This window comes from Mesoplasma florum L1, assembly GCF_000008305.1.
Classification (GTDB): domain Bacteria; phylum Bacillota_I; class Bacilli_A; order Mycoplasmatales; family Mycoplasmataceae; genus Mesoplasma; species Mesoplasma florum.
Window position 1 is genome coordinate 120,495 of record NC_006055.1, and the last position, 19,803, is coordinate 140,297.

Consider the following 19,803-nt stretch of genomic DNA (forward strand, 5'->3'; position numbering starts at 1 on the left):
TATGAAAAAATTACTTAGTATAATTGCTGCTGGGACTTTAGTTACAACAGCCGGATCAACTTTAGTTTCTTGTGGAATGTCTACAACAAAACTAATGGCAAGAAAAGTAAATACAAAAGAGTATAAAGGTTTCATGACTGCAGCTCTTAATACTTGATCACCTGGTTCAACTATGCAAAACTCAGACTCAATCATATTAGAAAACTTATATGATGGATTATTAACTCCTAATGCTCATGGTGAAATTGAAGGCCAAATGGCTGATTGATGAGGGCATAATGCAAAAGGAACTGAATATTACTTCCATTTAAGAGATGAAGAAAAAACATCAGAAGATGGAAGAAAAACTGGAATTCCAAAATGAACAGCTGTAAGAAATGGTGAAATTAAAAGCACACAAAATGTTTCTACAATGGATTTCTACAATGCATTTAGATTCACATTTAATCCAAATTCTTCAGCTGATGGAGCTGCTCCAACAAATGGTTTATTTAAAAATGGAACAGCTTTAGAAGGCATTTTATCTACTATATCTGAATATGATGCAACAGTTCTTGGAGGAGCTAACTTTAGTAGAACAACTGCTCAAGGTGGTGAACAAAATATTGGATCTGAATATATTTCAACAAGAAATTTTGACATTATTGTTATGTTAATTAATCTTTGAACAGCAACACCTGAAGGTCAGACTATAATTAATAAATTAGCTGACGCTAAACTTAATCCAATTTTAGATGTAAATGGAAATCCTACTGGTAAATATGATCGAACACCTGAATTTGATAATTTAATTGCTGAAATGAAAAAATATCAGGGTGAAACAGCATTCCAAAAATTAATTTCTGATAGTTCACAAAATGGTGGAATGATGGCTATTTCTCTTTCAAGTGAAGGATTAGGAACAGCTGCATCTTCAAAAGGAACTTATGATACTAGAACAGAACAAATGTATAATATCAGATATACTCTTGAAAATGCATCAACTTCTTTCTTTACTTCTGCGGCTGGATATGGTTCATTGAAACCATTACCAGATTATGCTGTGAGTTATTCAGATAATCAAAACAGATCATGATATAACTTTTCTAAAAGATATCAACCAAGTCTTAATGAAATGTGATTTTCAGGAGCTTATTATGTTCAATCATATAAAGCATCTTCTAATACAATTTTATTAAAAAATCCAAATTATTATCAAGCTGATAGAACATACATTGAAAAATTAATATTTACTTTAACTAGAAGTCAATCAGTTGATTCAAATAGACTTTGATTTGAAGGAGGAGATGCTTCAGAAGTAGCTATTTCTCCAAACGATGCTAGTGGTTGAAAAAAATATGTTGGTGATGATTATAATTCTGAAGAACAAAAATTTGCATTTGAAGGAACACATGCAACATCAACTGTTCCAAGTCAATATACATTCACAACATTCTACAATTATGGTAGATTGACAAATGATGGTGAAGATATTTCAAAATCATCTAGAGCTTTAGCACAAAAATCAGTTAGATTATATTTAAACTATTTTATGCAAAGAACTCAATATCCTGCTTATGTAGCTGGAAAATTAGATAATGATAAAAATACAAAAGAATCATTAGCTTGAGATGGTGGAGAAGGAAAAAATGTTAAAACTAGATCTTCAACCTTATTAAGAAATACTTTTACAATTCCAAAATTAGCAACTAATGCAACAGAATCTGAAAATGGAAAAGTTAATGGCATACCAGTTGAAGATTATACAATTCAAAATATAGGTACTGATTACAACGAAATGTATGGTACTAAAAATACTCAATTAGAATCATCTGCTTCATCTGTTGAAGAAGAAACTTCAACAAATGCCTCAAGACTTAAAACTTTAGAAGATAATATAACAGTTCCTTATGACAAAGAATTATTAGAAAATTTCTATAATGAACAATTTGGTTCACTTATTGATGGAAATGATGCTTTTTATCAAAATGATTTAATGGCTTTAGGAATGTTCCTTGATTCTGAAGGGAAAGTGATTGATGGTCTTCAAACGGACTTAAATAATTTTGCTAATTTAGCTTATACATCAATTGTTGATAGAAGTAAAAATAGTAAAGAACTTGATCAAAATAATGAAAAAGCTAAAGCAAAAATTTTAGGTGATGTTGTAAGAAAAGATCTTAGATCAAAACAAATTTTAACAAGTGATACTGATTCAATTTCACTTGAATGACTTTTAAACGGAGCATTAAGATTAACATTAAACCCGAGAGTAGAATACTTAGTTGATCAATTTAATGCAACTGTTGGAGGCTCAAGTCCGATAACTTTAAAAACTAAAACATCTAATGACGTTTCAGATTATTTAAACTTATCAAAAATTGGTGATTTTGACATATATGTTAGTGGTTGAGGACCAGATTACACGGACCCATACAACTTTTTACATACTTTAATTTGAGGTGGTGAGTATGGGGTTTATACTAATATTGGTAATGTTCTTGAAAGTGATTCAAGTGCAAAAACTGAATCAGTAAAAGATGAAAACCCAAATGAACCTAATCTAAAAATTAAAGATTCTTTCAAACAGTATGAAAAAGATTATGCTGAAATTAATCAATCAATTACTAAATATACAGGTGTAGTTGAAACAGCAAAAGGTCAAGGAGATTTTACAGAAAGATTAAAAACTTTATCAAAAGCTGAAACTTATGCCCTTTATGATGTTGCTTTGACAACTCCTCTTTACAATAGAACACCAATGAAAACTATTCAGTTATCATACTTAGATCCATTTACTAGATCTTCATTCATAGCAGGAAGTTCAAATTTAAGATTATTTGGTGTAAAAATGATTGAATCACTTTGAGATAAAGATGCTTTCTTAGCAGCTCAAACTCAATTTGAAAAAGGATCATCAAATGAAGTAGAAGAATATAAAAAACTTTATGTTTATGACCGTAATTCTGATGGAGAAGTTATTGCAACTCCTAGAAATAAATAAGAAAGAATGCTTAGCATTCTTTTTTTACTTTTTATAAGGGGTGTAAAATATTAAAAAAGGAGAAAGTATGAAAGAAAGAATAATTAATTCTTTGGATGATAATAAAATAAGTATTTATATTTGAGATGAAGTCAAAAATCCTAAAGCAATTATTCAACTTGTTTATGGTAGTTGTGAACATTCTTTGCGTTATAAAGAATTTGCAAAGAAAATGAATGATAATCAAATTATAGTTATAAGTAGTGATCATAGAGGTCATGGAAAGACAGCATTACTAAACAATAAACCATTAGGATATTTTTCAAAAAATAATGGTTGAAATATAATTATTTCAGATTTAAAACAGGTTAATTCATTTATTAAAAACCAATATATGAATTTACCAATAATAATGTTAGGACATTCAATGGGAAGTTTTATGGCTAGAACATACATGATTGATTATCCAAACACAGTTGACGCATATGTAATTAGTGGTACTGCTTGACATAACAAGGCATTGTTAATTTTTTCAAAAAATATAGCTCATATAAGAAGTAAAATTAATGGTGGTAAAAAGCCAGATAATTTTATTTGAAAATTAAGCTATAAACCACTTAACAAAAAATTTAATTCTAAAAAGGCAACAGGCTTTGAATGGCTATCAAACGATTCAATTAATAAAAATGAATTTATATTAGACCCTTTAACTGGTCAAGTTTTTTCATCATCAGCATTCAAAGATATGTTTTATGGTTTAACATATATTCAAAAAAAATCAAATATTAAAAAAATCAAAAAAAGCACTCCTATTTTATTAATTTCTGGTAAAGAAGACCCAGTAGGAAACTATGGAAAAATGGTATTAAAAACAAATAAAATATTTAGGCAAAATAATTTAAATGTTAAAGTTAATCTTTATGAAAATCAAAGACATGAAATTTTATTTGATGAGAAAAAAAGTAAAGTTGAAAAAGATATTATTGTTTTCATAAATGAAACTTTACAAAATAAATAAATCACTATTTCTTGCTGAACTACTAAAACTTTAAAATAACACTAATTATTGCAAAATTGGTATAATTATATTATTGCAAAGGGTGATAACATGGAAAAAAATAAAGATGAAAAGTTTTTAGCTAATTACGAATGAAATGAAGAAAAAACTGCCGCATTTGTGACGACTAAGCAAAAAAGAAGAAATGACTCTATATCATGAATGGTTACAGGATTAGTTATCTTGTTTATTACTGTATTCTCATTAGGGAGAATTACTGTTATAGGTCAATTCTTAGATGACGTTTTCTTTAATTTTATTTTTGGTTGATTCAAATACTTTATTTACATAGTACTATTTATAGTAGATCTATGTATATTTTCGGGTATAAGATTTAAATTCAAAAAGAGATTTTTATTCATGGTTATATCATCTTTTATCTTATTGTGTTGATTAATATCTCTAATACTTTTTACACAAATAATAGCTTCAAAAAATGAAAATTTAAATAAATTGTGACAAGCCAATTTCTTTGCACAAATGTTCAACGTATATGCAAAAGAATGAGTTGATCATTCAATATTTTCAGGACAATACTATAAAGAAGTGATTGATTACTTCTTAAAAACAGGTTCAGATGGATATTTCAACTTATATAGTGGTGGTGGTATAACTGGCACTTTAATGGTAGGCATAACATCATATTTATCAATAGTAGGTTCATATATTTTATTAGTATTCTTAATGTTCATTAATGGAATGTGAATCTTTACAGGAGATCCAATTTTCTTATTCAAACCAAAAGCAAAAAGAAAAGGGAAAGCTTTAAGAATATTAACTTTAAAATCAAAAAGAAATCCTAATTCTAAAAGACCAGTTGCTGTTCAAAACGAAATTCATGCAGAACCAAAAAACGAAAAAAATGGATGAGAATCAATTAATGTATTTGGTAATATGTCATTTGATGAAGAACAGGAAATTAAAACTAGTGATTTAACTATTCAAATGCCTTCTTATGTAAAAAAAGAAGACAAAGAACTATTGGATAAAATTTATCAAGAACAACAATTAGAATGCTCTTTACCAGAAGAAGTTTTAGACTCAAATTATATTGAACAAAATATGCCTAATGAAAATGATTTAAGTGCTGTTGTTGAAGAACAACAATTAGATCCTCACAGACCTCGCTTTGTTTCAAGAAGAGTTTCAGAAAATAATCAAGTTGAAAGAGTTGTTAAAAATCCTGATTTAAGACCTATCACTCAAAATAATGAGATGATTGTAAAATCAGAAAACATTTTAAATAGTAATGAAGAATTAAAAGTAGAAGAAATCAAAGATACAACTATTGATGGTGATGATACTTTCTTTGATGCTATTTATGAAGAACAAGAAACTAAAAAAGTAAGCGAAACTTTAGAAGCTCTTGAAGCTTTAAATAAATATGAAGAAAAATACGATTTAAAAGAAGAATCACCATTACAAAAAGAAGTTGAAACACCAATCATTTCAGCTCTTGAAGAACCTATTATTCAAGCGCCTCTTATTGAAGAACCTGTTGTTGAAGAGCCACAAATTATAATAAATAAAAATTATAAACTTCCTCCAGTTGATGTTTTAGCTGTTATGGAAAAAGACTACAACAAAGAAAGAGCAAACAAAGAAAACGCTGCTTTAAAAGCTCTAGCAATTGATGAGACTTTTAAACAATTTGGAGTTAAAGCAAAAGTTATTAATTCAATTATAGGACCAAGTGTTATGAAATTTGAAATTCAAGCAGAACCAGGTGTAAAAGTTAATAGTATAACAAACCTAGAAAATGATTTAAAATTAGCTTTAGCAACTCAAAACATGCGTTTAGAAGCACCGATACCTGGTAAAAATTTAATTGGTATTGAATTAGCTAATGCAAGTTCTGAAATGGTTTCAATGAGAGAAATTATTGAATCAATACCAAAAGAACAAGAAAATGAAAAATTACTTTTTGTTTTAGGAAAAAATGTTTTAGGTGAACCTTTAACTGCTCAATTAAATAAAATGCCTCACTTACTTGTTGCTGGTTCAACAGGAAGTGGTAAATCAGTTATGATTAATGCATTAATTTGTTCAATTCTTTTAAGAGCAAAACCAAATGAAGTTAAATTCTTGATGATAGACCCTAAAAAAGTTGAACTTTCAGTTTATTCAAGAGTGCCTCATATGTTAGCCCCAGTTATTTCAGATATGAAACAAGCTGCTAATGCATTGAAAATGGTTGTTGCTGAAATGGAAAGACGTTATGAACTATTTATGAGCCTAGGTGTTAGAAACATTGATGGTTACAACAGAAAAGTAACAGGTTCTAAAAAAATGCCATTCCAAGTTATTATTATTGATGAACTTGCAGATTTAATGATGACTGGTGATAGAAAACAAGTTGAAGAATCAATTATGAGAATTACTCAAATGGCACGTGCTGCAGGTATTCACTTAATTGTTGCAACTCAAAGACCATCAACAGATGTTATTACAGGAACAATTAAAACTAATATACCAACAAGAATTGCATTCGCTGTTACAACTGGAATTGACTCAAGAACAATTTTAGATTCAACTGGAGCCGAAAACCTTTTAGGTAGAGGAGATATGTTATTTATGCCACCTGGTGGAGGAGATCTTATGAGAGCTCAAGGTGCTTATTTAAGTGATGAAGAAATCGAAGAAATAGTAGACTTTACAATTGCTCAACAACAAGCAGTATATGCTGATGAATTTGATCAAGATAATCTAAAAACAGTTGGTTCTACTGATGAATTATATTCATTAGTTAAAGAATTTGTAATTGAAAAACAAGACGCATCTTCATCATCTATTAAAGGTAAATTTAGAATTGCTGATGCTAGAGCAACAAATATTCTAAACCAATTAGAAGATGAAGGGGTTGTTGGGCCTAAAAATGGTTCAAGACCAAGAGAAGTATTAGTTAAAAAATAAAACCCTCAGTTTAGGGTTTTATTTTTCTAAGAGAATAGAAAGGAAAGCTATATGGAATTAAAAAATAAAGTTAGTAATTTACCAAGTAAACCTGGTTGTTATTTATATTTAAATAAAGACAAACACGTAATTTACGTAGGGAAAGCAAAGAATCTTAAAAAGAGAGTTTCATCTTATTTTGATAGAGCACAAAATTTAAAAACTACTAGGCTAGTTCGTGAAATTGCTGATCTTGAATATTTTGTTGTATCAAATGAAAAAGAATCGTTACTATTAGAAGAAAACTTAATTAAAAAATATAGACCAAAATACAATGTTTTATTGAATGATGACAAAGCTTATCCTTATATTATTATCACAAATGAAAAAGACCCAACTTATAAATATGTTAGAAAACTAGATAAAAAGGCATTCAGAAGTTTTGGCCCATTACCAATTGGTTCTAATGCAAGAGAAACATTAATAACACTACAAAGACTCTTTCCTTTAAGAAGATGCAAAGGAAATTTGGGAAAACCTTGTCTACATTATTTTATTGGTCAGTGTAGTGGTGCTTGTTTTAAAGAAGTTAACAAGGAATATTATCAAGAACAAATTAAGAGAGTTGACAATTTCTTTAAGGGTAATATAAATGAAGTTAAAACATTATTAACAAATCAAATGCATAAAGCTGCAGAAAATTTACAATTTGAAGAAGCTCAGAGAATAAAAGAACAAATCATAAGTCTTGATTTTACTACAACAAAACAAAACGTTGAATTTAAAAGTCAAACTGATGTTGATGTGATAAGTTATTTTATTGAAGATGAAAAAATTGCTATTGTTACTTTATTCTATAGATCTGGTAAATTACTTTTTAAAGATGAACATATACAGTTATATTTTGAGCAAGACATAACAGATTTAATTGATTCATTCATGTCTCAAATTTATGATAAAAATATTCTTCCAGATAAAATTATTGTTGATAATGAAGTAGAACTGTTTGATTTAAATGAAAAATATAAATCTATATCAACACATCCGATAAAAGAAGATGAAAAAATAATTTATAAATTAGCAACTGAAAATGCACAAGAGGCAATTAGGAAATCTAAAATATCAACAACAATAAATATAGGTAATGAAAATGAATTATTGTTAGAGCTGCAAGAAAAAGCAAATTTACAAAAAGAACCGTACAGACTTGAGATGTTTGACATTTCAAATATAGGTAATGAATTTATTGTTGGAAGTTGTGTTGTTTATATTAATGGAAAACCAGCAAGAAATGAATTTAGAAAATATAATATTGAAAGTAAATTTACATCAGATTATGATAGATTAAAAGAAATGTTATATAGAAGGTTTCAAAAAGCACTAATTGAAAAAAGAATGTTACCAGATTTAATAATAATGGACGGTGGTATCATTCAAATTCATGCTGCTAAAGAAATAATAAATGCTTTAGGACTATCAGAAATACAAGTAATAGGTTTAGTTAAAGATGAACATCATAATACATCTTTTTTAATTGATACTAATGAAGAACAAGTAATCATTAAGGATAAACCAAAATTGTTTAACTGATTAAGTAGCATTCAAGTTAGGGTAGATGAATATGCTAAGTCAGGGTTTAGAAAAAAACAAAATAATTCTTTCTTAAAATCTGATTTAGAACAAATTGAGGGATTAGGTAAAAAAAGAATACAAGATCTTTTCAAAAAGTTCAATACAATAAATGAAATTGAAAGTGCCGACCAAGAAGAACTCTTCAAAATTTTAAAAAATAAGAAAGCTTTAGACAACCTGAACATATATTTAAAGAACAGAAAATAGATACAAATTTAAGAACAAATAATATATAATTAAAAAGTTAATGAATTAGGAGACAAACATGGCAAAAGAAATAATCTTAACTCAAGAAGGTATTGAGGAATTAAAACACGAATTAAAACACTTATTAGAAGTTGTTCGTCCACAAGTAATTGAAGAATTAGTAGAAGCACGTAATCAAGGAGATTTAAGTGAAAATGCTGATTATGATGCAGCTCGTAATCGTCAAGCTGAAGTTGAAGCAAGAATAAAAGAACTTGAAACAATGATAAGCAAAGCAAAATTAATTGAAGATTCTTCTACAACTGATGGAGCAATTAAAATTGGTTCAAAAGTTAAATTCATCATGTTAAATACTAAACAAACAAGAGAAGTTAAAATTGTAGGAGCTGTTGAAGCTGATCCATTTAAAGGTTTAATTTCAAATGAATCACCAATAGCTAAAGCAATTTTAGGAAAAAAAGTTGGGGAATCAGTTGAAGTTAAAGATATCAATGCGCCTTACTCAATTGAAATCAAAGAAGTTAATTAATAATTACCCTTTTGGGTAATTTTATTTTAAGGAGAGTTATGAGAAATCAATCAACATTTAAAAATGATAAACCTACAATATATTTAGTTGGTACACCAATTGGTAATTTAGAAGATATAAGTTTTAGAGCATTAGAAACACTTAAAAAAGTTTCAGTTATTTGTTGTGAAGACACCAGAACAAGTCAAACATTTTTAAAAAAATATGAGATTAATAAAAAACTTATTTCTCTTCATAAATATAATGAATCTGAAAGGATTGAAGAAATAATAAAAATTTTAGATGATAAAAATGATGTAGCTATAATTAGTGATGCTGGTTGCCCAGCTATAAGTGATCCGGGCGCAAACTTTATTAAAGAAATTTTAAATATTTATGATTGTAATGTTACAAGCGTTAATGTTGGTCCTGCGTATATCCACGCAATTGTGGCAAGTGGATACACAGCTAAAGAAAACTATTTTCATGGCTTTTTAGAAAATAAAAGTGATAAATCTAAAGTTGATGAACTTAAAGATATGTTAAACAAAAATTCAAAGTCAATAATAAGTTTTTATGAATCAGTTCATAGAATTAAAGATACAATTTCAAAAATGAGTGAAATTTTAAATTCAAATCAAAGTGTTTTAATAGGTAGAGAACTTACAAAACTAAATGAACAATATATCCAAGGAGAAATTGAAGTTGTTAATAATTTTGTACAAAGCGAAGAATTTATTTTAAAAGGTGAAATTGTCATTGTAGTAGATACTCAAAAACAACAAGTAGATGCAATTAATGATAATGAAATAATTTTGCTTGTTGAAGAAGAAATAAAACAAGGTTATAAGTTGAAACAAGCTTGTGATATCGTTGGTGCAAAGATTAATAAATCTAAAAATGAGGTTTATCAAATATTTATTAAAAAGTAGATTTTCAATTGACAAATCAATGTAATTTTAAGATAATAAAAACGTTATCTTTTATGGCGCCGGTGGTGAAGTGGTTAACACATCAGGTTGTGGCTCTGACATTCGCGGGTTCGATTCCCGTTCGGCGCCCCATTAAGTAAAAAACAAAGCAGGTAGTAATACCTGCTTTTTATTTTAATTCATATAGACCACCATGAAGAACAAAAACATTAGGATAACCCATTTGTCTATATGTTTTTGCGGTTAATCCACTTCTTGAACCATAGTTGCAAACAATTATCATTTTCTCATTTTTATTTGGAAAAAGTCTTTCAGCATTTTTTATAACACCTGGATACGGAATGTTGTGAGAACCTTTGTAACTTAGTCCCGTCATTTCATCTTCGCCGATACTGCGAACATCAATAACTATATATCCTTCGTCAACTAATTTATAAAATTCATTTTTACTTATTTCATAATTATTCATAATTCAATCCTTTTTATATAAATATTATCTCACTAATAAGTTAAAATTATTAAAAGATTAATGTGGGGGTTTTATGAATAAGATATATATAGCAAACGATCATACAGCGATTGAAATGAAAAACGCTATTAAAAATCATTTAGAGAAAAAAGGTTATGAAGTTATTGATTTAGGTAACAATGATGGTAATTCATGTAACTATGCAAATATTGGAATTACTTTAGCAGAAGCTGTTGTTGCGGATGAAAATAATAAAGGTATTGCTTTATGTGGTACAGGAATTGGAATAAGCATTGCAGCAAATAAAGTTAAAGGTGCTAGAGCTGGACTTGTGTATGAAGTTCAAACTGCTGAATTAACAAGACAACATAATAATGCAAATATATTAGCTACTGGTGCTAGATTAATTGCTGTTGATAAAGCACTTTTATTAGTAGACACTTTCTTAAATACTGAATTTGAAGGTGGAAGACATCAAGAAAGAGTAGGAACATTAGATGAGTACAATAAATAAAAATATTTTAGAATCACTTAAAGGTGAATTAAAAAGACAACAAGATCACATTGAATTAATAGCAAGTGAAAACTATGTTAGTGATGCAGTTTTACAATTATCAGGAAGTATATTAACTAATAAATATGCAGAAGGTTACCCAGATAAAAGGTATTATGGTGGATGTGAATTTGTTGATCAAATTGAAAAACAAGGAATTGAATTAGCTAAAAAAATATTTAATGCAGGTCACGCTAATTTACAACCTCATTCAGGTAGTCAAGCTAATGAAGCTGTTTATCGTGCTTTATTACAAAACGGAGATAAAGTTGTTTCTATGAGTTTAGACGCTGGAGGTCACTTAACACATGGTTATCCAATTAATTTTTCAGGTAATAATTATGATTTTAAATTTTATGGAGTAAATAGAGAAACAGAAGAAATTGATTTTGATGAAGTTAGAAAAGTTGTTTTAGAACATCAACCAAAATTAATTGTCGCTGGAGCTAGTGCTTACTCAAGAATTATAGACTTTAAAAAGTTTAGAGAAATTGCAGATGAAGTTGGAGCATTATTAATGGTTGATATGGCTCATATTGCTGGTTTAGTTGCTGGTGGTGCTCACCCAAACCCTATGGAATATGCAGATGTTGTTACAACAACAACACACAAAACTTTAAGAGGCGCAAGAGGTGGAATGATTTTATCAAAAGCTGAAATTGGTAAAAAAATTGATTCATCAGTTTTCCCAGGTACTCAAGGTGGACCTTTAGAAAATCAAATAGCTGGGAAAGTTCAAGCCTTATATGAAGCAGATACTCCTGAATTTAAAGAATATGTTCATCAAGTAGTTGCTAACTCAAAAGCATTTGCTAAAGCCTTAGCAGATAATGGAATGAGATTAATAGCTAATGGAACAGATAATCATTTAATTAATTTAGATGTAAAAAATACTTTAAATGTTACTGGAAAAGATGCAGAAAAAATCCTTGAAAGTATTGGTATAGTTTCAAATAAAAACATGATTCCTTTTGATACAGAAAAACCTTTTGTTACAAGTGGAATTAGAGTTGGAACTGCAGCAATGACAACTAGAGGATTTAAAGAAGAACAATTTGTTGAAGTTGCTAAAATAATTGCAAGTGCATTAAAAGATCAATCAGAAACAAATTTAAATACTCTTTCAAAAGAAGTTGCTAAATTATGTAAGCAATTCCCAATATATGAACATTTATCATATTAATACTTTATAATATTAATAATTTGGACAAATAGAGGGAAATAAGTTATGGCATTTACAGAATTGAAACATCCATTGATAATTGATAAATTATCAAGAATGCGTAAAAAAGAAACATCATCAAAAGATTTTAGAGAAAACCTTAATGAAATAGCACAATTAATGGTTTATGAAATTTTTAGAGATTTAGAACTTGAGGCAATTGAAATAGAAACACCAATGACAAAAACAGTTGGGTATACAATTGATAAGCCAATTGTGTTAGTTCCTATTTTAAGAGCAGGTATAGGAATGTTAGATGGAATACAAAAATTAATTCCAACAGCAAGAATAGCTCATATTGGACTTTATCGTGATGAAGAAACTTTAGAAATTCATCAATACTTTGCAAAGAAAACTGAATCAATTGATGAAAGTTATGTAATAATAGTAGATCCTATGTTAGCAACAGGTGGTAGTGCTAACAAAGCAATTGATATAGTTAAAGGTTGAGGAGTTAAAAACATTAAATTTGTATGTTTAGTAGCTGTTGAACCAGGAATAAGCAATGTTCTTGAAAAACACCCTGATGTTGAGATATATGCTGCATCAAAAGATGAAAAGCTTTCTGATAAAGGATATATCATACCAGGTCTAGGAGACGCTGGAGACAGAATATTCGGTACAAAATAAAATAGAAATTTTCTTTTTTAAAAACTCCAATAATTGGAGTTTTTTTACTTTTACCACTTTTGTTATATTTTTTGTTTATAAGAGTAGAATATTAAAGAACGTAGTAGGCGAGGTGCTACTGAATGGAATTAAAAAGTATATATAAAAACTGGTTCAAAAATTCTACATGATCAATTATATTAATAATTAGTTTTTTAACAGGAATAACATTAATTTTGTTATTTGTGTTAAAAATTATTAATTATAGCTGATTAACAGGTTGGGCTTTAGGTTTAACTTCGTTTTTAGTTGGTATTTTTATTAGCAAGAAGTCTGTAGAACTTCTTTTGAAAAATGAAAATCATTTTTTATTTTACTTTTTCTTTTTATTAAGAATAGGTGCCTATGCCACTCCGTTATTTATTGCTTTTTTTAATAACAATATTATTTTTGATTATAAAGGTGTATTAATTGGTCTCAGTCCAATTTTGTTACTACCTTTTACAAATCATAAAGTCTTAAATATAAAAAATTATTAAAAAATTTAAGGAGGGTTCAAATTGGACAATATGCTTGAAGGTTTATGATCGCTGACAACACAGTTTAGTGCAATCATTATAACCACAATTCTTATTTGTGCTATTTGTATTACTTATAACATTAAAGTGAGAGGGCAAGATGAGGATAAGGAATTATCTGGATTAATTGTTATTATAGATATGTTTGTATCTTCAGTTGAAAACTTAGTTATTTCAATTATGGGTAGAAAATATCGTAAATTAACTCCATACTTTTTATACATTTGTTTGTATATTATAGTAGGATCAATGGTTTCATTACTTGGTTTTGAATCACCATCTTCATCATACACTGTTACTTTATCAATGGCTTTCGTTACTTTTGTGATGATTTATTACTTTGCATTTAGATATCAAAAATGAGCTTATCTAAAAAGATATATAAATCCAATTGAAATATTCACACAATTCACACCATTGCTTTCTATGTCGTTCCGTCTTTTCGGTAACCTTTTAGGGGGTTCAATTATTTTAGGATTAGTGTACGCAATGTTCATAGGTTTCCAAAGTAGTTGAGCACATGGAACAATTAGCTTTGGAGATGAAGGTATGCATTGACCATCATTTGGATTTTGAAATGCTGGTGTACTAGGAGATGACGCTTGAAAAATGCAGTATACATACTGATGATCAGGGGTTAACATTTTCACTAGTGTGATCACACCATTCTTACATATGTATTTTGATATGTTTGATGCTGTTATCCAAGCTGTTGTATTTACAATGTTATCGCTTTCATATTGAGCAGAAGGTATGGGAGAAGAACAAGAGTTAACTCACAAAGGTGAGGATAGAAATAGTTCAAAAAAAACTCAGAAATTAAAAAGAATAGAATTACAAAAATAAAAAGGAGAATTATATTTATGTTATTTACAGATTACATGGCAAATTTTTTAGTAGGATACTTTAGTGTATTATCAAGTATTATGCCTTTATTAGCAGAAACATCATCAACTGGTGAAGGTCTTAAATTATTAGGTGCCGGAGTTGCTATTATCGGAGTTGCTGGAGCAGGAATCGGACAAGGTGCAGTTGGACAAGGTGCATGTATGGCAATCGGAAGAAACCCAGAAATGGCACCAAAAATTACTTCAACTATGATTATTGCAGCAGGAATTGCAGAATCAGGAGCTATTTACGCATTAGTTGTTGCTATTTTATTAATTTTCGTAGCTTAAGAAATAAAAAGAAAGAAGGGTGTGTTACATGATATTTTTCGCAGAAACACAAACAGCTGGAGTTCCAGAAATCATAACATCTTTATTTCCTAACTTGCCAAACTTTATTGCGCACGTTATAGCTACAATTGTTTTAGTAGTTATACTATCAAAATTGATGTATAAACCATTTAGAAAAACTATTAAAGATAGAAGAAACAAAATAAATGAATTATTAAGCGAGGCTGTGCAAAAGCAAACAGAAGCAAATATTGGTGTTAGAAAAGCTGAAGCATTATTGCAAGACGCTAAAACAGAATCTTCATTAATTATTCAAACTTCAAAAGTTGATGCTGACATTCAAAAAACTCACATCATATCTGAAGCTCATAAATACGCTGATATTATTAAGAATCAAGCAGAAAAAGACATTGCTCAAGAAAGATCAAAAATAGAAGCAGAAATCAAGACAACAATAGTAAATGTTGCATTCGATGCTGCTGAACAAATTTTACAGACAGAAATCAATAAGACAAAAAACAAAAAAATTGTTGATGAATTTATTGAAAACCTAGATAAATAAAATTATGGTTTTAAAAGATAACGTTATTGATAATTGAGCAAATGCTTTAACAAAAATTGCTGTAAAAGAAAACAAAGTTAAAAAAATGTTAGAACAAGCACACGTGCTAATTGAAGTTCTAAAAAATAAAAATGAGTTTGTTGACATTCTTACTTTTAAATCAGCACATGATGAAGAAAAAAGAATAAAAATAATTGATGATACTTTTAGTCAATTTAATATTGATGAAGATATCATGAATGCTTTTAAAATATTAGTTCATATGCAAGCATTTGTAAATGCAAGAGATATTTTAAAAAAATTAAGAGGAAAACTTGTTGAATTAGACAACATGACTTATGGTGTTGTTTGATCTACTGAAGAAATATCAGCAGCTCAAATAAAAGAGATCGAAGAAAAAATGTCTAAAAAAATTAATAAAGAAGTTAAATTAGTTAATAAAATTGACACTAAGTTAATTGCAGGTATTCAAGTAGTTGTTCATAACAAAGTTTATGATGGCTCATTAAGAAGTAAACTTGATGAAATGAAATATCAAGTATTGAAAGAAAAATAGGAGGTTTAATATATGGCATTAAATATTAAAGAAATCTCTGAAGTAATTGAAAAACAAATAAAAAACTATGGTAAAGATATTATTGAAGCTGAGCAAGGTAGTGTTGTTACTATTGGGGATGGTGTTTCTTTAATTTACGGATTAGACAAAGCTTTAATGGGTGAATTGTTAATTTTCCCTAATGATGTTTATGGTATGGTTTTAAGTCTTGAAGAAGGAGCTGTTGGAGCTGTTATTCTTGGAGATTATAAACTTATCAAAGAAGGTGACATTGTTAAACGTACAGGTAAAGTTGTTGAAACACCTGTTGGTGATGCAATGATTGGTAGAGTTGTTAATGCATTGGGACAACCAATTGACAATAATGGACCAATCAAAACTAAAAAATCTAAACCAGTTGAAAGAATAGCAACAGGAGTTATGGCTCGTAAATCAGTTAGTCAACCTCTAGAAACAGGTATTCTTGGAATTGATGCATCTATTCCAATTGGAAAAGGACAACGTGAGTTAATCATTGGAGATCGTCAAACTGGTAAAACAGCTGTAGCAATTGATACAATCATTAACCAAAAAGGTAAAAATGTTAAATGTATTTATGTATCAATTGGACAAAAAGATTCAACAATTGCACAAGTTGTTGAAAAACTTAAAAAATTTGGTGCAATGGAATATACTACTGTTGTTAATGCAGGAGCTAGTGATTCAGCACCATTACAATATTTAGCACCATATACTGGTGTAACTATTGGTGAAGAATGAATGGAAAATGGAGAAGACGTTTTAATTGTTTATGATGACTTATCAAAACATGCGGTTGCTTATCGTGAAATGTCTCTTCTATTAAGAAGACCACCAGGTCGTGAAGCTTATCCTGGTGATGTATTCTACTTACACTCACGTCTTTTAGAAAGAGCAGCTAGAGTTAATGAAAAATTTGGTGGTGGTTCAATTACTGCTTTACCAATTATTGAAACTCAAGCAAGTGATATTTCAGCATATATTCCAACAAACGTAATTTCAATTACCGATGGTCAAATTTTCTTATCAAGTGATTTATTCATGGCAGGTATTAGACCAGCTATTAATATTGGTCCTTCAGTATCTAGAGTTGGTTCATCAGCGCAAATCAAAGCTGTTAAACAAGTTTCAGGAACATTGAAATTAGAATTAGCTCAATATTATGAACTAGAAGCTTTCTCAAAATTTGGTTCAGATTTAGATGAATCAACAAAAGCAACTTTAGATCATGGGGCAAGAATTATCCAAATGTTAGTTCAACGTCAATATTCACCTTTAAATCAAATTGATGAAGCAATTATTTTATTTGCTATTAAATCTCACTTAATTAAATGAATTCCTTTAGAAAACATTAGAGATTTTAAAACTGAAATAATTACATTCTTTAATAATGAAAAAGATGCAAAAGCTTTAAAAGCTGAATTAACTAAAAAACTTGAATGAAATGCTGATCTTGAAAGTGGAATTCAAAAAGAAATTGAAAAATTAGTTGTTAAATTCACTTCTACTTTAAAAAACTACAACCCAACTATTTTTGGGGATGAAAAAGAATTTAAAAAATTAGGTAAGTAATGGCAAATTTAAGTAATTTAAAAACACAAATTTCTAATACACAAGATATCGGTAAAATTACTAACGCTATGCAATTAGTTGCTAGTGCAAAATTACGTCGTATTGGTAAAAAAGTTACAGAGACTCAAGAATATGTATCAGAAGTTTATGCTATTTTTAATGAAATAATTAAACATTCAAGTGAATCAATTTATTTAAAAAATTCTGCTAATGATATTAAAAAAACTTTATGAGTTGTTGTTAACTCAAATTTAGGTTTATGTGGTGGTTATAATGCCAACGTTAATAAATTAGTTATTAGTAATTTCAAAAAAGAAGATCAAATATATGCTATTGGTTCAAAAGCTGTTTCAGCTTACAATAGTAAAAAAATAAAAATTAAAAATGAATGTACTGATGTTGATATTGATTTTTCACCAGCACAAGCAAAACAAATAGGTAATGAATTGTTAAGTTATTACTCAAGTGGAGAGTTTGATGAAATTCAAATTGTTTATACTAAGTTTATTAATAACGTAACATTTGAACCTACAAAATTAAGAGTTTTCCCAATTATCAAAGAAGAAACTCAAGAAACTTCAAGCAGTTACTATAGCTTTGAACCAAGTGCTGAAGAAGTTTTAAATAATGCCGTTACTTTATATTTAAGTACAATAATCTTTGGAACAATTGTAGAATCACAAGTAAGTGAACAAGCAAGTAGAAGATTAGCTATGGAAAATGCGACAAATAATGGTAAAGAATTAGAATACAATTTAAGTATTCAATATAATCGTGAAAGACAAGCATCAATTACACAAGAAATATCAGAAATTGTTTCTGGTGCTAATGCTTTAATGGGATAGGAGAAAAATATGGCAGCAAAAAAAACGACAAGTAAAAATACTGTTAATTCAGCAAATGGTTTTGTATTCCAAATTTTAGGACCAGTTGTTGATGTTAAATTTAGCGAAGATAATATTCCTATGATCTATGATGCTTTAGTTGTAGATAATAACGGAGTTGAATTAGTTTTAGAAGTTGAACAACACATGGGTGATGAAGTTGTTAGAACAATTGCAATGGGACCAACTGAAGGATTAGCAAAAGGTCTTCCAGTTATTAATACAAACGCTCCAATATTAGCACCAGTTGGTGATGATGTTTTAGGACGTATGTTTAATGTTACAGGGCATGCAATTGATGAAAAACCAGAATTCACAGGTAAAAGAATGCCTATCCACCGTGATGCACCAGCTTATGAAGAATTAATTACTAATGCTGAAATTTTAGAAACAGGAATTAAAGTTATAGACTTAATGATTCCATTTGCTAAAGGTGGAAAAATTGGATTATTCGGTGGAGCCGGAGTTGGTAAAACAGTTTTAATTCAAGAATTAATTAACAATATTGCTAAAGCTCACAGTGGGGTTTCAGTTTTCGCTGGTGTTGGTGAAAGAACTCGTGAAGGAAATGACCTTTATCATGAATTCATCGAAGCTGGAGTTTTAGATAAAACAAGTTTAGTATTCGGACAAATGAATGAACCACCAGGTGCACGTATGCGTGTTGCATTAACAGGTTTAACAATTGCTGAACACTTTAGAGATGAAAAAAACATGGACGTATTATTATTCATTGATAATATTTTCAGATTTACACAAGCAGGTAGTGAAGTTAGTGCCTTATTAGGACGTATGCCTTCAGCTGTTGGATATCAACCAACTTTATCTACAGAAATGGGTTCACTACAAGAACGTATTACTTCAACTAATAAAGGATCAATTACATCAGTTCAAGCAGTTTATGTTCCAGCTGATGACTTAACTGACCCAGCACCTGCAACAACATTTACACACTTAGATGCAAAAATTGTTCTTGACCGTTCAATTGCAAGTTTAGGAATCTATCCTGCAGTTGATCCACTTTCATCTTCATCAAGAATGTTAGATCCAGAAATTATTGGAGAAGAACATTACAATGTAGCTTTAGGTGTTCAAGGAACTCTACAAAAATACCAAGATTTACAATCAATCATTGCAATTTTAGGTATGGATGAATTAAGTGCAGAAGATAAATTAATTGTCCAAAGAGCACGTAAAATAAGAAACTTCTTATCACAATCATTCTACGTAGGAGAAAAATTTACAGGTCGTCCTGGACAATATGTAAAAGTATCTGACACAGTAAGATCATTTAAAATGATTCTTGACGGTGAAATGGATGACATTCCAGAAATCTTGTTCTTATACAAAGGAACAGCTGAAGATGTTATTCAAGCATATAACGAAACAAAAGTTAAAAATAAAAAGTAGGT

At 29.0% G+C, this 19,803-nt stretch carries 18 protein-coding genes and 1 tRNA gene; 18 read left to right on the forward strand and 1 reads right to left on the reverse strand.

Annotated features, from left to right (window positions below):
• The first annotated feature begins 1 nt into the window (after position 1).
• The 7 genes from oppA (at position 2) to MFL_RS00525 (ending at position 10,322) form a co-directional block, all read left to right on the forward strand.
• On the forward strand, positions 2-2,983 hold the full coding sequence (gene oppA / locus MFL_RS00495) for an oligopeptide ABC transporter substrate-binding protein OppA (protein WP_011182995.1): 2,982 nt from the start codon (positions 2-4) through the stop codon (positions 2,981-2,983).
• Between the two features lie 67 nt (positions 2,984-3,050).
• Positions 3,051-3,980: an alpha/beta fold hydrolase gene (locus tag MFL_RS00500; RefSeq protein WP_011182996.1), complete on the forward strand. Its 930-nt coding sequence runs from the start codon at positions 3,051-3,053 to the stop codon at positions 3,978-3,980.
• 90 nt (positions 3,981-4,070) lie between these two features.
• Positions 4,071-6,932, forward strand: a complete 2,862-nt coding sequence (locus MFL_RS00505; protein ID WP_011182997.1) for a DNA translocase FtsK — start codon at positions 4,071-4,073, stop codon at positions 6,930-6,932.
• 51 nt (positions 6,933-6,983) lie between these two features.
• Entirely contained in the window at positions 6,984-8,750 is a 1,767-nt protein-coding gene (gene uvrC, locus MFL_RS00510) for an excinuclease ABC subunit UvrC (RefSeq protein ID WP_011182998.1), read from the forward strand.
• Positions 8,751-8,808: 58 nt separating this feature from the next.
• Complete coding sequence (gene greA, locus MFL_RS00515; RefSeq protein ID WP_011182999.1) at positions 8,809-9,279, forward strand: transcription elongation factor GreA; 471 nt, start codon at positions 8,809-8,811, stop codon at positions 9,277-9,279.
• 38 nt (positions 9,280-9,317) lie between these two features.
• The gene (gene rsmI / locus MFL_RS00520) at positions 9,318-10,190 is read left to right on the forward strand and encodes a 16S rRNA (cytidine(1402)-2'-O)-methyltransferase (RefSeq protein WP_011183000.1); all 873 of its coding nucleotides are present in this window, start codon (positions 9,318-9,320) and stop codon (positions 10,188-10,190) included.
• 56 nt (positions 10,191-10,246) lie between these two features.
• Positions 10,247-10,322, forward strand: a tRNA-His gene (locus MFL_RS00525).
• A gap of 37 nt (positions 10,323-10,359) precedes the next feature.
• Here MFL_RS00525 and MFL_RS00530 read toward each other — a convergent pair.
• Positions 10,360-10,659 (reverse strand): rhodanese-like domain-containing protein, encoded by a 300-nt coding sequence (locus MFL_RS00530; RefSeq protein ID WP_011183001.1) that lies wholly within the window; start codon positions 10,657-10,659, stop codon positions 10,360-10,362.
• Positions 10,660-10,732: 73 nt separating this feature from the next.
• On the opposite strand from MFL_RS00530, the gene rpiB reads away from it, so the two are divergent.
• The 11 genes from rpiB (at position 10,733) to atpD (ending at position 19,801) form a co-directional block, all read left to right on the forward strand.
• Positions 10,733-11,173, forward strand: a complete 441-nt coding sequence (gene rpiB, locus MFL_RS00535; protein WP_011183002.1) for a ribose 5-phosphate isomerase B — start codon at positions 10,733-10,735, stop codon at positions 11,171-11,173.
• Positions 11,157-12,395 (forward strand): serine hydroxymethyltransferase, encoded by a 1,239-nt coding sequence (gene glyA / locus MFL_RS00540; RefSeq protein WP_011183003.1) that lies wholly within the window; start codon positions 11,157-11,159, stop codon positions 12,393-12,395. Before rpiB ends, glyA begins: the two co-directional genes overlap by 17 nt.
• Positions 12,396-12,440: 45 nt before the next feature.
• Complete coding sequence (gene upp, locus MFL_RS00545; protein ID WP_011183004.1) at positions 12,441-13,064, forward strand: uracil phosphoribosyltransferase; 624 nt, start codon at positions 12,441-12,443, stop codon at positions 13,062-13,064.
• Between the two features lie 122 nt (positions 13,065-13,186).
• The gene (locus MFL_RS00550; RefSeq protein ID WP_011183005.1) at positions 13,187-13,582 is read left to right on the forward strand and encodes an MG406 family protein; all 396 of its coding nucleotides are present in this window, start codon (positions 13,187-13,189) and stop codon (positions 13,580-13,582) included.
• Positions 13,583-13,612: 30 nt separating this feature from the next.
• A complete protein-coding gene (locus tag MFL_RS00555) occupies positions 13,613-14,467 on the forward strand; it encodes a F0F1 ATP synthase subunit A (RefSeq protein WP_011183006.1) in 855 nt (284 codons plus the stop codon).
• A 17-nt stretch (positions 14,468-14,484) separates the two neighbouring features.
• On the forward strand, positions 14,485-14,799 hold the full coding sequence (locus MFL_RS00560; protein WP_011183007.1) for an ATP synthase subunit C: 315 nt from the start codon (positions 14,485-14,487) through the stop codon (positions 14,797-14,799).
• 28 nt (positions 14,800-14,827) lie between these two features.
• On the forward strand, positions 14,828-15,361 hold the full coding sequence (gene atpF, locus MFL_RS00565; protein WP_011183008.1) for a F0F1 ATP synthase subunit B: 534 nt from the start codon (positions 14,828-14,830) through the stop codon (positions 15,359-15,361).
• Positions 15,362-15,365: 4 nt separating this feature from the next.
• Entirely contained in the window at positions 15,366-15,917 is a 552-nt protein-coding gene (locus MFL_RS00570) for a F0F1 ATP synthase subunit delta (RefSeq protein ID WP_011183009.1), read from the forward strand.
• Positions 15,918-15,929: 12 nt separating this feature from the next.
• Positions 15,930-17,507 carry a F0F1 ATP synthase subunit alpha gene (gene atpA / locus MFL_RS00575; RefSeq protein ID WP_011183010.1) on the forward strand — a complete coding sequence of 526 codons (1,578 nt, stop codon included), beginning with the start codon at positions 15,930-15,932 and terminating at the stop codon, positions 17,505-17,507.
• Entirely contained in the window at positions 17,507-18,352 is an 846-nt protein-coding gene (atpG, locus tag MFL_RS00580; protein ID WP_011183011.1) for an ATP synthase F1 subunit gamma, read from the forward strand. The genes atpA and atpG overlap by 1 nt, the downstream gene beginning before the upstream one ends.
• A 9-nt stretch (positions 18,353-18,361) precedes the next feature.
• On the forward strand, positions 18,362-19,801 hold the full coding sequence (atpD, locus tag MFL_RS00585; RefSeq protein WP_011183012.1) for a F0F1 ATP synthase subunit beta: 1,440 nt from the start codon (positions 18,362-18,364) through the stop codon (positions 19,799-19,801).
• Positions 19,802-19,803: the final 2 nt, after the last annotated feature.